Source organism: Agrobacterium sp. LY4 (assembly GCF_001526585.1).
In the GTDB taxonomy this organism is placed as follows: domain Bacteria; phylum Pseudomonadota; class Alphaproteobacteria; order Rhizobiales; family Rhizobiaceae; genus Agrobacterium; species Agrobacterium leguminum.
The window spans coordinates 140,767-154,673 of record NZ_ASYA01000010.1; the positions used below are offsets into that span (position 1 = coordinate 140,767).

A 13,907-nucleotide genomic window follows, 5' to 3' on the forward strand; every position below is an offset into this window, starting at 1 on the left:
CAATGAACCCTTCGGAAACGCCAATTAAGAACGCTAAAATCAGCATCGAATTTAGTAGAAAAGAATTAACTATTCTGTCGTCTTCCTTAAATGAAGTGCTGAATGGCATAGGTGCATTTGAATTCGAGACAAGAATTGGAGGCGAAAATTCGGAAGTAATAAAGCTTCTGGAGATGCTCAATTTTTACATAGATAATTTTGATAAATCTGAACAGCCTCCATTTTCGACCGGACATTAAAACTTATCCACGCTAGGTCGTGTTGACAAAGTGGATTCCCAAATCGGCTGAAGCGTGATTCAAGACTGCTTTTTTAGGAGGCGGTATTGGCGCGAGGCGATTTGAGTGACGAGGAATGGCGTGTAGTCGAGCCGTTCCTACCCAGAGAACGGGGACGCAAATCGCGGCCCGCTCACGATAATCGGCGCTTTTTGAACGGGATGCTGCATGTCCTGCGCGTTGGTTGCCCGTGGCGCGACACGCACGAACGTTACGGCAAATGGAACTCTGTCTATGTCCGTTTCCGACGGTGGGCTGAGCAAGGCGTCTGGGACGCTCTGCTTGAGACCCTTGTGGAGCTTGGCTTAACCGACGACTGGCAGCATATGATCGACAGCACGACCGTTCGCGGTCATTCGCAGGCTGCTGGCGCAAAAGGGGGACTGATAAGGAGGCTTTTGGTCGATCACGCGGCGGCTTTACGACAAAAATCCACGCCCGAGCAGACGGTCAGGGACGCCCTCTCGGCTTTGTCCTGACCGGCGGTGAGGCATCAGATTACAAGGCGGTTCCCCAACTTTTTGCTATTCCCGTCAGCAGGCCGCGCAAAATGCTGGCGGACAAGGGATATGATGCGGATGCAATCCGCGAAGAACTCCTGCTGCATGGCACTCGTCCTGTCATACCATCGCGCTCGACGCGGAAGCGCCCACCTCCTTGCGATTACGTTGCATACAAAGACCGGAACCGCATCGAGCGCATGTTCAATAAGCTGAAGCAGTTCAGGCGCATCGCTACGCGCTATGACAAGACGAGGATGTCGTTTGCTGGCTTCCTGGCGTTGGCCTCAGCCAAACTCTGGTTGTCCTTCATTTGCGCACAGGCTTAGGGCGCTCTTTCTCCGCTCCCCAGAAAGAAAGCCGCGCGTCTGGCGCTTCCTTGTGAACCGCAATCTGCATATGAGCCCGAAGCTCCTTGCGGAAACGTGAGGCGTTGCGTGCTCCCCATACGCCGACGAAGCAATCTCCGGACGCATCGTTCTTGAAGACTGCCGCCCCGCCAAAGGCCGAAGACAGGCCACCTTCGCCAATGACACCTCCGTTACCGTAAACTGCGACAACGCAATCCAGCGGCGCAACGCTGACCACTGTATCGCCGGATGGGGCGAAACCTGCGCTTCTGAAAAGGTAGACAGGACAAGGAGAAGTCATCATTCCCTGAGCATATCTCCGTCATCGGAGACCACAAGCGCCTGATGTAACTTTGTCAACACGACCTAACAGGTATCAAATGATCAAAGATCCAGAGAAACGCCAAGCATGTGGTGTTTTCATGAACCAGAGGTTCATAGCGGTAAACACAATGTCGGGCTGGCGGCTTCTTATCGCTGACCCAAAGGGTTTACGTTGTCGTTTGCCACCTGACACAAGCGATTTTGAAATAGGTTCTGTCGTATTGTCAGCTTTGGCCAAGAGCAGGCTTGTCCATCCCGACGAAGATATTGAATTATCAAAAAACTCAAAAATTGAGGAGCGCTACGTCGCCTGGGTGGCGGATTTAATGCAGACTTATGGCTACAAGACCAAAAGCGCGCTATTTAAAGGCATGCTGCACTGCGATGTCGAGGTCAAGGCCGGCGAGATGACGATTCGTCCTACAAAGCGCGAGCGGGGCGACGGGTTCGGTCCAACCCTTCGGCGAGAGAAGGACTATGTACACTTGTCCGCAGACAGCTCACCTGAAGAGGTAGGCGCAGGTGTGCGGCTGGCACTGAGCCGTTCCATCGGCTAGAGGGGCAGGCATTTAATCTAATGAAGATGATATCCAGAATGTAAGCGACAAGCTGAGGCCGTTCAGGCCTTGTAGCTTCACGGCCTGAGAGCAGCAGGTAGGCCAAAGGCTCGACGCCGTAAGCCCGACAAATCAGCGATCGTTCCGTGCCCCTACTATCGGCTCAATCCAAGCCCGCGAGACCGATTGAGCTGCCGTCTCAGCGTGTGGTCATGGCTGAGTTCTGCATGGCGTGTTCGATGCACCATGCGGGCGATTGTCTGGATCTGCTCGGCCTGCCTTGCGAACTCCGGGCGTGCTGCAAGCTCTTCGGCAATCCTGCGAGGATCGGAGCTTCCGAACCGCTGGGTGAGCGCTTCGGCCACCAGCTTTGCCTCATCGAGCGCGGCTCGGCCCTCAGGTAACGATCGCAGCTCTTTGATGAACTTGCTTCGCCTCTCGACCGGCATCTTCTCCATCTTCGCAAGGATTTCGGCACCGCGGGGCGTGAGGCCGGGCACCTCGATCACGTCACGCTTTTCGCGTTGCCATTGTTCGCTCGCGCGTTCTTCGCCAAGCCGGCGCTCCCATGCTTCGGAGACATAGCCGATATGGGCAGAGAGAGACCTGGCATATTGCAGCGCCTCTTTCCGCTCCTTGTTGTTTCCGAACATCCCCGACTTGCCACGTAGCTCCCCGAAGCGTTCTGGCTGCTCTGCCATGGCCTTCGCCATGATATTGCCGTTGCCTTCCTTCTCGGTCATCGCGGTGCGCAGTCTCGCTGAGACCTCGGCCGGATCACGGAACACGCGCCGCACCAGAGATTCGACTGTATCGAACCTCTGATCGATCACGGATATCGCCCTTTTCCGGGCTATTTGTTCGATGCTGCGGTCGTATCGGGTGATCGCTGGCACCAGCGGACCGGGCTTACCGGCTTCCAGCGGCGAGTGCTGGCCGACGACCTCTGTCGGGGCAGGGGCGGCGCCGTCTTGCGACATGAGATCGGACCACCGGATGCGGCGATAATCTTGCCTCGTCGCTCTCTGGCCGTCCGGCTGATCGTGATTAATATCCGGAACGAGATCATTGCGACGATCTTCGCGGCGAACAGGACCGGCGAGATCGCCGACACGTTCCTCGTAAACCTGCTGACGCTCTGATGGCCGGCCCTGTTGTTCCCGCACCGGATGGGCCGCGCGGGACAGGACCTCTTGACGCTCATCTCGGGCGGAAGCAAGTTCGATCTCGCTTTTGACCCCGAGCTTCTCCGCGATGCCCCGCCGCTCGGCAAAGTCCCTGACATAGTCCAGCGTGGTTTCCTTCGCGCCGGAACGCGACAGGCGGTTTTCTAACTGCTGGTAGGCCAGTTCATCACCCGTAACGACGCGCCACGCATTTCGTTGGACCTGCGTACCGTCCGGAAGCGTGACAGGCGTGGCGCCTTCATGCTGCAGTCCGATCCTGTCCCCGATCTTTGGCGATGCCTCCTGCATGGCCCGCTTGAGATCGACGCCCCACACCGTTCGCTGTTCGCCCCAGTCATTCTCCAGCGTCACAAAATAGTTTTCTCGCGCCCGGCGATTATGCTCATAGGGAGCCGCGCCATGGTCGACCAGCCGGCCGGCCTTCGTGAACTCCTGGCTGTCGGCATAGAGCTGCACGCTGTCGCGATGTCTGGTCATGGCAACATAGGTCAGATGCCGGTCCATGGTGCGGGACGCCAGCACAAAAGAGCGATCGACCGTCGCGCCCTGGTTTTTATGGATCGTCGTCGCATAGCCGTGGTCGATCGCCTGGTAGCTGTCTGTTGGAATGCTGACACTGTCGCCGCCTCGACCATCGAGCCGGGCGATGATCTTGCCCTTTTCGACATGCTCGACCGTGCCAAGCATGCCGTTTTTCACGCGGAGGTCGCGGTTGTTTTCGAGGAAGATGATCCGGTCACCGGCGGCGAAGGCGCGTTTGCCGTTATTGGTCTGGAACACGCGTTCTCCGCCGTCCTCACCATCCCCACGGTCCCCACCGGCGCTCGACCCGTGGCTGCGCTCCAGCCTTTGTCGGTTCTGAAGCTCGGAACGGATGGCGGCATTGAGGGCGCGCACATCGGCACGGCGATGCGCCATGGCAATCCGGGTGCCATCGGCACGCTTCTCACTGTCGGCGACATAATCACGCACGATCTTTGCCATTGCCGCGTCGCGGCTTTCCGCAAAGTGGATGTCGCCGTGATCGCGATAGGCGGCGAGGCCCTCGGCCGTCTTATGGGTCGCAAAGGCAACCGATGCCTGTCTCTGCCAATCATGGCGCTGGCGGCGAATGTCGGAAAGTTCGACATGGCCAATCTGCTCGGCAATCGCCCTGAAGGGTGCTCCGGCCCCGATTGCCTGCAGCTGCTCATGGTCGCCGACAAGAACGATCTTTGTACCGCGCGCTTCAGCCTCGCCGATGAACCGGGCAAGCTGGCGGCTCCCGACCATACCGGCCTCGTCGATGACGAACACGTCTCCTCGGCCGATCAGATCCCGGCCATGGTCCCAACTGTAAGACCATGACGCCAAGGTGCGGCTCGGGATGCCAGAGCTTTCTTCAAGACCCTCGGCTGCCTTTCCGGCCAGCGCCGCCCCATGGACCTGATAACCTTGAGCCTCCCACGCCGCCCGCGCGGCTGCCAGCATGGTGGATTTTCCAGCACCGGCAAACCCGACCACAGCCGCGATGCCTTCAGGTCCGATAATATGCTCGATCGCATGACGCTGTTCGTCCGACAATCCTGCTGGTGGATCGCTCGCAGCCACCATTCCGCCGGAGCTTTTCCGAAGAGAGCTATCCTGCCTTTCCATTGCGCGCGCGACATGGCGGGGACCAACCCGATGGCAATGTGCCTGATGCAATCGCTTCGCTGACCGCGCCATCGCGAGTTCCAGATCGATCATCTCCCGCGTCGAATAGCGCGCATTGGAAACGTCACCTGTTTCAGGATCGATGCGCTCAGCCTGAAGCTCGACGAGCGCTGGTGATGCCATAACAGCCGCAAAAGTGTTCCGGAATGTCTGTGCGTCATCGTTGATATAGCGATGCAGGGTCTTGGCAATGTCGTGCCGATCGAACACGCTCTTCTCATTGCTGATCAGCAACAAAACCTGTTCCGGTTTTTGGCGGATCAGCTCGGCATTTCGCCGTGCTGCCTTGTCATCCAGCCGGCCGCGCTCGACTGCCATTCCTCGCCGTTCCATCTGCGAGGCATGCACGCCCATATGCCCGGTCGGCGACAACTCAAGACCGCGCTGCGCATGGGAGCGATGATCGATGCGGATATCCAGGCCTTCGTGTTGAAGCTGACGGATGGCGATGCCTTCCCATGATTGCCTGATATCTTGAAGCTGCATGTCGGTCGTCGCCATACCGTTTGCCAACAGCCGTGCGTTCTTGTGCTCCAGAAAAGTTTTCTCGCCAAGGCGGGTTCTGCCAACCTGTCGCGTCGTCATCAGCACATGCGCATGGTAGTTCCGGATGTCACCATGCTCGCCTGGCGAATGGATGGCAAAATCCACGGCCGCGCCATAGCGGTTTGCCAGATCCTGGGCAAAGGCGCGTGCAGCCTTCAGTCGCCCCTCTGGCGAAAGCTCACGCGGAAGCGCGATTTCGAATTCGCGGGCAACGCGGGCATCCTTGCGCTTTTCTGCAAACTCGGCAGCGTTCCACAAAGCCGACCGATCCAAGGCCCAATCGGCAGAAAGACCTTCCGGCAGCACGATCTCGATGTGCTCCACTCCTTCTTTCCGGGTAAAATCATGCACGAGACCATCGCGGTGATTGGTGAGAAGAACCGCGCAACGATAGGCGGCAGATGCCACAGCGCTGCGGCCGGATGAGCGCGAGACAGGTTTGGTGCTGAGATAATAAATCGCCAACCGAAATCTCCGATCCGCAAACGGGGAAATTCAGGGCTCAACTGCGGTGCAAGTCGTAAGTGCGCCCTTGTCTGTTTACTGGTGGCGACGCTAGCAACATCGAATGGGCATTTCGACTACTAAAAGTAGTAGTCGCCAACCGGTCATTGCTCGTGTTTGAATAGGGACACAAACGCATCAATTCGGGGCGGGCGATATGTGCAGGCTGATCGCACGGCGGACAAGGGGCAATGCGCATGTGGATAGTAGGGGAGACAGGCATTCGATTGGCGGCCGCCAAAAATCGGAGTTTCAAAGAAGTTTACAATGGCCCATACAGGATACCGTCCAGAAACGGAGCAGACATGAAGACCAGCCTTGAACATTTGCCGGAACGAAAGCAACGCGAGCTCGCGCGCATCGTCGGAATTATTCAGGAAGAGTTTGCTGATCTGGTGGAGCGCTCGAAGTCTGACGCCAAAAAAGACGGCCGGATTTTTAAGATCATCCTGTTCGGTTCTTACGCACGTGGCAACTGGGTGGATGAGCCGCATACGTCGAAAGGCTACCGATCGGATTTCGATATTCTCGTCATCGTCAGCAACAAGGAACTGGCCGATCCCAAATACTGGGACAAGACAACAGACCGGCTGATGTGGGACAAGGAGATCGAGACGCCCGTGGGGCTTATCGTGCATGGCGCTCGCGAAATCAGCAATTTTTTGCAGGACGGCCAGTACTTCTTCGTCGACCTCGCCCGCGAAGGTGTTGTTCTTTACAAATTCGACGACCGGCCGCTGGCTGAAGCGAAACCGCTCAGCCCTGCCGATGCACTTAGGGTTGCCGAGGAGCATTTCAGCAGACATTTTCCTGATGCACAAACTTTCATTAAGTTGGCTGGCTATGCCCTGAAGGATAACAATGCCAACATTGCCGCCTTCCAACTGCATCAGGCAGTCGAGACGGCTTACAACTGCTATCTCCTGACACTGACAAATTATTCGCCTGCGTCGCACAACCTCAAATTCCTGCGTGGACTTTCCGAAGGCCGTGATCACCGTTTGATCGACATCTGGCCGCGCGATCGTCAGCGATTTACCACGTGGTACAACATCCTGAATGAGGCCTACGTCAAGGCGCGTTATTCGAAGCGTTTCGAGGTTTCCGAAGAGGCACTGACATGGCTTCAGGAGCGGACGGCGAAACTTCACAAGCTGGTTGAGATGCTTTGCCGTGAGCACATCGAAAAGCTCAAACAGGCCACGGGACAAGCCGCAAATTCCAGCGACTGAGCTTCACTGGTGGCACAACAATCCTGAACTCAGGTAGCAGCCATCGCAGCGTCATGAACCACAGGGTCCAACCTCCTCTTACAATCGCTATGTCGATCTCCTCATAGAAACAGGTCTGTCTTCCAGGAACGCAGCCGTGCTCAGCAGCGGCCGCTCCGGTGCGACCACAATCGAAAGGAACAATCGTGGCAAGGAAAACCATCGAACAGCGCCTGGCTGAACTGGACGCGCAACGCTTCGCGCTCAAGGCCCGGCTTTCAAAAACCGAGCGCAACAACGATATGCGTCGCAAGGTCCTGATCGGCTCACTCGTTCTGCATCATATGGAGACCTCGAATGATCAGGAGTTCAGCGCGCAGCTCGGTACATGGCTGCGCCGCGAACTGCCGGGTTTTCTGACACGCGACAATGACAAGGCGCTGTTTGCCGATCTGATCGAACAAGCGCAGCCCGGCACAGGTGAGAATGATAACAGCGGGCAGGGTGCTCCATGAACCGATTGCGACTTGTCCGGGACGCATTCGAAAACATGATGCGCGCCGCCGCGCGTGATCCGCTTTGGGCATTTCTGGCTTTGATTGCCATGCCGTTCCGGATCTGGAAACCGCTTCTCGGATTTGTCGTCATCCTCATCATCGTCGCGTTTGTGATCGGCATGGGCGGCCGTCATTTCCTCGAGCAAATGGGTTTCGGGCGGGGCTCGCTTGTCTTCATTATCGCCGATTTCCTCACCTTGCTGGCGCTTGCCGCTATCACCTTCCGGTTCATCACCAACACGCTGATTTTGCATTTCGGGGATAGCGACATCGAGACCCACGGCTCCGCCCGCTTTGCGACAGACAAGGAGATCGCCGCTATCACCGCATCCGGCTCCGGCCTCCTGATCGGTCGTGATACGAAAACGGCCAAGCCCCTGCGCTACGATGGCCCGGCCCATCTCCTGACGATGGCGCCGACGCGTACCGGCAAGGGCGTGGGCACGATCATTCCAAACCTGCTGACCGCCGACCGTTCCGTGATCTGCGTCGATCCAAAAGGCGAGAATGCAAGGATCACCGGCCGTGCGCGCCAGAAGTTTGGTCCGGTTCATGTGCTCGATCCTTTCGGGATCACCGGCAGACCCTCGGCAGCCTTCAATCCCTTGGCCACGCTCGATCCCCACAGCCCTGATGTCGCAGAAGATGCCAGTGCGCTTGCCGACGCTCTTGTATTCGACGAACCGGGAATGGCGGGGGAGGCGCATTGGAACGAGGAGGCAAAAGCACTGATCGCCGGATTGCTGCTCGAGATCGTTGCGGGGGAGCCTTTGAGACGCAGGCACCTTGCAACACTTCGAGAGTATCTCACCCTTGCTCCTGAACAGTTCGCGGCACTGCTCAAGCGTATGCAGAACAGCGGTGCGGCAAGCGGTCTTGTCGCGCGCGCCGCAAACCGCCACCTTGGAAAATCCGATCGCGAAGCCGCAGGCGTTCTGTCGGCCGCCCAACGCCATACGCATTTTCTTGATTCACCGCGCATGACGGACGTGCTCAACCGCTCGGATTTCCGGTTTGCCGATCTCAAGCGCAGCAATGTGACGGTGTTCCTCGTCCTTCCCCCTGATCGTCTCTCGACCTATTCGCGCTGGCTGCGCCTGCTTGTCTCGCAAAGCCTGCTCGAAATGGCCCGCGATCCGACAAAGCCGGTTGCACCGGTTCTCTATCTGCTCGATGAGTTTGCATCCCTTGGGCATTTGGCACCAGTCGAACGCGCGATGGGTCTGATGGCAGGCTATGGTGTCCAGCTTTGGCCCATCCTCCAGGACATCCATCAGCTACGTGCCACATACGGTCACCGCGCCGGACCCTTCCTGTCAAACGCCGGCGTGCTGCAGGTCTTCGGCGTCAACGATCATGACAGCGCCCGTCTCATCTCTGATTTGCTTGGACAGGAGACCGTCGTGTTCCAGACAATGGCGAGAGCGCTCGATTCCGATAAGACGGGGATTTCCTATAACCAACAGCACACAGGCCGGCCGCTACTCACCCCTGATGAGGTGCGCAATCTGCCAGCAAAAGGACAATTGCTGTTCCTGGCCGGACAACGACCAATATTTGCTGAAAAGCTTGCCTACTTTGTTGATCCGGAGTTCAGGGAGATGTTCGACCCGGCCTAACGGCAAGCACGACGAAAAAGCAGTCCGGCATCTGCATCGGACCTTGTATGCGCGGCCTCGGGCTCTCTTCGGCGCAACGGGAAGCGGGTAGATGAGCTCGTCCAAATTGCAGCCCTGCGGCAACGGCGGTATCGCGGCCGAGGGATCGTTTTCGATCGCGAGGTCTAGCAACGGAGTAATGACCTTGACAGGGCACCATAGGAGTCTAGACGAGGTTTCATAATCATCTCGGGAGTATGGAAATGAAAACACTGGCAGCCGTTTCGGCTTTTGTAGGCAAGACCTTTGCCGCCTGGGTCATCCTGTTTGCCGTGCTCGGCTTCTTTTTTCCGGATACGTTCAAGCAGATTGCGCCGTGGATCGTCACGCTTCTGTCGATCATCATGTTCGGGATGGGGCTCACACTTTCGGTCGATGACTTCAGGGAGGTCGTAAAAAGACCATTCGATGTGACGATCGGCGTGCTCGGCCAGTTTCTCATCATGCCGCTTCTGGCGGTGCTGCTTACCCGCATCATTCCCATGCCGCCGGAAGTCGCGGCGGGCGTCATTCTGGTCGGCTGCTGCCCGGGCGGCACCTCTTCCAATGTCATGACCTATCTCTCCAAGGGCGATGTCGCCTTGTCCGTTGCCTGCACCTCGGTCACCACGCTTGCCGCGCCACTGGTGACGCCATTCCTCGTCTGGCTGTTTGCGAGCCAGTTCCTGCCGGTTGACGGCTGGGCCATGTTCCTCAGCATCGTCAAGGTCGTTCTGGTTCCGCTCGCTCTCGGCGCCGCCCTGCAGAAGCTGCTTCCCGGTCTCGTCAAGACCGCCGTTCCGGCATTGCCGCTGGTAAGCGTCATCGGCATCGTCCTCATCGTTTCGGCGGTGGTGGGAGGATCCAAGGCGTCCATCGCCCAGTCTGGATTGATGATTTTTGCCGTCGTCGTGCTGCACAACGGGCTTGGCTATCTCCTCGGCTACCTCGCGGCAAAGGCAACGGGCCTGTCGCTTGCCAAGCGCAAGGCCATTGCGATTGAGGTGGGCATGCAGAATTCGGGCCTTGGCGCGGCACTTGCAACGGCCTATTTCTCGCCTCTCGCCGCGGTTCCGAGCGCCATTTTCAGCGTCTGGCACAATATTTCCGGTGCAATCCTGGCAAACTGGTTTTCGGGCCGGGTGGATGCAGGCTCCGCCAACAAAACCGCCTGAAGCTCCGCATCTGTCAGGCCGCCTGGAGTTCAGGCGGCCTGACCCTGCCTTAGAACGGCATAGTTTGACGTGCTACGGCCGGTGGATTAAGCCGGGCAAAGCCCTCCTGGCGCTGATACGGGAAATGCGGATAGGGAGCAGTCGTCTCGCTGGCCTCGTCCAGCTTCGCTACCTGTGCGGACGTCAGTTCCCATCCCACGGCATCGAGGTTCTGGCGAAGCTGTTCCTCATTGCGCGCGCCGATGATGACCGTGGAAACAGTCGGGCGTCGGAGCAGCCAGTTGAGGGCGACCTGCGGCACCGTCCTGCCGGTTTCTTCCGCGACAGCGTCGAGCGCATCGATCACGCGGTAGAGATGTTCATCATTAACCGGCGGGCCGAAGCTGGCGGTCTCATGCAGGCGACTACCTTCGGGCAGCCGCGCGCCGCGGCGGATCTTTCCCGTCAACCGCCCCCAGCCAAGCGGGCTCCAGACCATTGCGCCAAGACCCTGATCCGCGCCGAGCGGCATCAGATCCCACTCGTAATCTCGGCCAATCAGGGAATAATAGACCTGATTGACCACATAACGCGGCCAGCCATATCGATCCGCGACGGCAAGCGATTTCATGATCTGCCAGCCGGAAAAATTCGAGACGCCGGTATATCGCACCTTGCCGGAGCGGACGAGCGCATCGAGCGTCGACAGCACTTCCTCAACCGGCGTGAAGGCATCGAAGGCATGAAGCTGGAGGATGTCGATATAGTCGGTCTTTAGGCGGCGCAGGGCGTCATCCACCGCGCGCAGCAGCCGGAAGCGGGACGACCCGGCCTCGTTCGGCCCGTCGCCCATCGGCAGGCTGGTCTTGGTTGAGATCAGAACGCTGTCGCGCCTTCCCTTGACGGCTTCGCCGAGCACTTCCTCAGATGCGCCATTGGAATAGACATCGGCGGTATCGAACAGGTTGACGCCGGCTTCCAGGCAAATATCGATCAGGCGCCGGGCTTCCGTGGCGTCTGAACTGCCCCAGTTGCTGAAGAGCGGGCCGGAGCCGCCGAAGGTTCCGGTGCCGAAACTCAAGACCGGCACTTTCAGGCCGGATTGGCCGAGATGACGATATTCCATGGGGGCGTTCCTTTGTTGCTTCGAAATGGTCGCGGGCGGGGCTCTGGCAGCGCCGCGCTCTGTCCATCCCGTCATGATCTGGCAGATGAAGATTGCGATGCGTTTTAATCGCCGTCTGAAGATAGACGCTCGCTCTTCAATGAAATAGAATGCCGAAAATACTATCACTTGTGAGATGAAGTCATCATGGCGCGACTGGAGATCAACCGGGCAGGGGAGATGGAAATCTTCGTGCGGGTCGTCGAACTCGGCGGTTTTTCCCGCGCGGCCGCGGCGGCGAACATGACGCCTTCTGCAGTGAGCAAGCTGATCGCACGGCTGGAAAGCCGCCTGGGCGCGCGCCTGCTCAACCGTTCCACCCGGCAGCTTCAGATAACGCCGGAGGGCTGCGCCTTCTATGAAAGGGCCACCCGCATCCTCGCCGATCTCGAAGAGGCCGAACGCGCCGCGGGTGAGGGCGAGCAGCCTGTCGGCCGCGTGCGGATCAACACCAGCGCTTCTTATGCAACGCATATTCTCGCGCCCATCCTGCCACGGTTTCTGGCGCTTCATCCGGGCATCACGCTCGATATCGTCCAGACGGATATGGTGGTTGACCTTCTTGCGGAACGCATGGATGTGGCGGTGCGCGCCGGGCCGCTCAAGAGCTCAACTCTCGTTGCCCGGAAACTCGGTGAGACAGGGATGATCATCGCCGCCGCCCCGGCTTATCTGCAGCGCTGCGGCGTGCCGCAAACCATCGCCGATCTGGAAGATCACAATCGGCTCGGATTCGGTTACGCGCGGTCAGTCGACGGGTGGCCGTTGCGGGACGCCGGAAAGACCGTTGTCATTCCGGCGACGGGGCGCGTGCAGGTCAGCGACGGCGAGGGCCTTCGCCGTCTTGCCCTTGCCGGTGTCGGGCTGATCCGCCTTGCCGCCTTCACCGTGCGGGAGGATATCGCCGCCGGCCGGCTTGTCTCCGTGCTCGATCACCTCGATACGGGTGAGACGGAGATGTTTCATGCCGTTTATGTCGGCCAGCGCGGTCCGCTTCCCGCCCGCATCCGGGCCTTGCTCGATTTTCTCGGCGAGCACGGGCGGGTGAAATGACCTTTCGATGGCATCGGAAGTCACGGCGGGGATGAAGACGGCAGGCGGCTGAAAAAAAGAGTATCCGGCTGACCGGACGCCTATGGTCTCGGACCGGACAACGTGAAGGCGCCAGCCGATTTCAGCGAAATGTGTGTCTCGCCGGCAAGTGTGCTTGGTATCGCGCCGCAAAGGCTGCCAGTCGTCACGACATTGCCCGCCTTAAGCATCTCGCCGGTGTTGAATGCCGCATTGGCAAAGGCGACCAGCGGCGCGAGCGGATCGCCATTCGGATGTTTTACCCCGGCATCGAACAGCGATACCGACCCCTCGGTAACGGTGAGTTGCGGCAGGTTCTCGCCATTTCCGGCAAAGACGTCCACGATGTCCTTATCGACTTCCGGGCCGATGACGAAGCCGTGGTTGGCGAGACGATCCGCGAGAAAAAGCGGAAACGGCACCAGATTTTTCTCCACCAGCCTGTAGCGGAGAAGTTCAGCGCCAAGGTGAACCTTGTCGATAAATCCTATCAGGTCGGCTCTCGTCAGTGGCCCCGCCGCCGCCGCAGGAATATCTGCCGAAAGTGTAAAGCAGATCTCAACCTCGATGCCTTCGGTGCCGTCATGGGGAAAAGAAGCGGCATTGGCTTCACCGACCCGCACACAATCGAACATGGGCGCCCCGATGGCCTCGCCATCCGCGCGGATAGCCAGTTTCCAGCCGGCAACCGGTTCCGCCCGGCTTTCAGCAAAAGCCCGCTGGGCCGCCATAGCCTCTCCAAGCGTAGCAGGAATGAGACCCTCAGCCTGCACCGCCGCCAGAGAAATCTTCGCCCTCTCGCGGCTCGCTGTGATGAAGCTTTTCGCCAGTTTTTCGATTGCCACCATTGCGTCCATGGTCCCCGTTGTTCTCGAACGCCAAAATGTTGTCATGATTTGACGCTCACTGCCAAGGCCATCGATGCCGGGTTTGACCACATTGCCGAATTTAAGGACGTGCGGCGAGGGGCATTGCAGGGCCAGTACACTGCCTCGCGTGCCGTAGGCTTTATGAGAGAGCAAATGATAGTGTTTGTGGTTGACAGCGTCACAAAACATAAATTCAAGCGTTTGCTTCTGGGTTCCCTTAGCGTATTCGTGCCTACCAAAACGTAGAACAGAGAGTTGACGCATGACATTGCAATTTCCGAGCATCGCGCAGACGCTTGCCG

Annotated in this window: 10 protein-coding genes and 1 pseudogene; 8 read left to right on the plus strand and 3 right to left on the minus strand. The window is 58.5% G+C overall.

Annotation, left to right across the window (positions count from 1 at the left end):
• Positions 1-2 precede the first annotated feature (2 nt).
• From L904_RS27745 to L904_RS10255, 3 genes and pseudogenes are all read left to right on the plus strand, one after another.
• Positions 3-239 carry a hypothetical protein gene (locus L904_RS27745; RefSeq protein WP_155246237.1) on the plus strand — a complete coding sequence of 79 codons (237 nt, stop codon included), beginning with the start codon at positions 3-5 and terminating at the stop codon, positions 237-239.
• Between the two features lie 101 nt (positions 240-340).
• Positions 341-1,107: pseudogene (locus L904_RS26915) on the plus strand (IS5 family transposase).
• A gap of 401 nt (positions 1,108-1,508) precedes the next feature.
• The gene (locus tag L904_RS10255; RefSeq protein WP_031233402.1) at positions 1,509-2,009 is read left to right on the plus strand and encodes a contact-dependent growth inhibition system immunity protein; all 501 of its coding nucleotides are present in this window, start codon (positions 1,509-1,511) and stop codon (positions 2,007-2,009) included.
• Positions 2,010-2,164: 155 nt separating this feature from the next.
• On the opposite strand, the gene traA is transcribed toward L904_RS10255, so the two are convergent.
• A complete protein-coding gene (gene traA / locus L904_RS10260) occupies positions 2,165-5,902 on the minus strand; it encodes a Ti-type conjugative transfer relaxase TraA (protein WP_020808818.1) in 3,738 nt (1,245 codons plus the stop codon).
• A gap of 344 nt (positions 5,903-6,246) precedes the next feature.
• Between traA and L904_RS10265 the strand changes: the two genes are divergently transcribed.
• The 4 genes from L904_RS10265 (at position 6,247) to L904_RS10280 (ending at position 10,521) form a co-directional block, all read left to right on the plus strand.
• A complete protein-coding gene (locus L904_RS10265; protein ID WP_020808817.1) occupies positions 6,247-7,173 on the plus strand; it encodes a nucleotidyltransferase and HEPN domain-containing protein in 927 nt (308 codons plus the stop codon).
• 185 nt (positions 7,174-7,358) lie between these two features.
• The gene (locus tag L904_RS10270) at positions 7,359-7,667 is read left to right on the plus strand and encodes a hypothetical protein (RefSeq protein WP_020808816.1); all 309 of its coding nucleotides are present in this window, start codon (positions 7,359-7,361) and stop codon (positions 7,665-7,667) included.
• Entirely contained in the window at positions 7,664-9,328 is a 1,665-nt protein-coding gene (locus tag L904_RS10275) for a type IV secretory system conjugative DNA transfer family protein (RefSeq protein WP_020808815.1), read from the plus strand. The genes L904_RS10270 and L904_RS10275 overlap by 4 nt, the downstream gene beginning before the upstream one ends.
• A 242-nt stretch (positions 9,329-9,570) precedes the next feature.
• A complete protein-coding gene (locus tag L904_RS10280) occupies positions 9,571-10,521 on the plus strand; it encodes a bile acid:sodium symporter family protein (protein ID WP_020808814.1) in 951 nt (316 codons plus the stop codon).
• Between the two features lie 49 nt (positions 10,522-10,570).
• Here the strand turns inward: L904_RS10280 and L904_RS10285 are convergent, their stop codons facing one another.
• Positions 10,571-11,626: an aldo/keto reductase gene (locus L904_RS10285; RefSeq protein WP_020808813.1), complete on the minus strand. Its 1,056-nt coding sequence runs from the start codon at positions 11,624-11,626 to the stop codon at positions 10,571-10,573.
• Positions 11,627-11,812: 186 nt separating this feature from the next.
• Here L904_RS10285 and L904_RS10290 point away from each other — a divergent pair, with 186 nt between their 5' ends.
• On the plus strand, positions 11,813-12,718 hold the full coding sequence (locus L904_RS10290) for a LysR family transcriptional regulator (protein ID WP_020808811.1): 906 nt from the start codon (positions 11,813-11,815) through the stop codon (positions 12,716-12,718).
• An 80-nt stretch (positions 12,719-12,798) separates the two neighbouring features.
• Here L904_RS10290 and L904_RS10295 read toward each other — a convergent pair whose 3' ends face one another.
• Positions 12,799-13,584 (minus strand): 2-keto-4-pentenoate hydratase, encoded by a 786-nt coding sequence (locus L904_RS10295; protein WP_031233399.1) that lies wholly within the window; start codon positions 13,582-13,584, stop codon positions 12,799-12,801.
• Positions 13,585-13,907: the final 323 nt, after the last annotated feature.

Coding starts and splice junctions, on each gene's coding strand:
- L904_RS27745 (WP_155246237.1), top strand. CDS start 3: ATGAACCCTTCGGAAACGCCAATTAAGAACGCTAAAATCAGCATCGAA.
- L904_RS10255 (WP_031233402.1), top strand. CDS start 1,509: ATGATCAAAGATCCAGAGAAACGCCAAGCATGTGGTGTTTTCATGAAC.
- L904_RS10265 (WP_020808817.1), top strand. CDS start 6,247: ATGAAGACCAGCCTTGAACATTTGCCGGAACGAAAGCAACGCGAGCTC.
- L904_RS10275 (WP_020808815.1), top strand. CDS start 7,664: ATGAACCGATTGCGACTTGTCCGGGACGCATTCGAAAACATGATGCGC.
- L904_RS10280 (WP_020808814.1), top strand. CDS start 9,571: ATGAAAACACTGGCAGCCGTTTCGGCTTTTGTAGGCAAGACCTTTGCC.
- L904_RS10285 (WP_020808813.1), bottom strand. CDS start 11,626: ATGGAATATCGTCATCTCGGCCAATCCGGCCTGAAAGTGCCGGTCTTG.
- L904_RS10290 (WP_020808811.1), top strand. CDS start 11,813: ATGGCGCGACTGGAGATCAACCGGGCAGGGGAGATGGAAATCTTCGTG.
- L904_RS10295 (WP_031233399.1), bottom strand. CDS start 13,584: ATGGTGGCAATCGAAAAACTGGCGAAAAGCTTCATCACAGCGAGCCGC.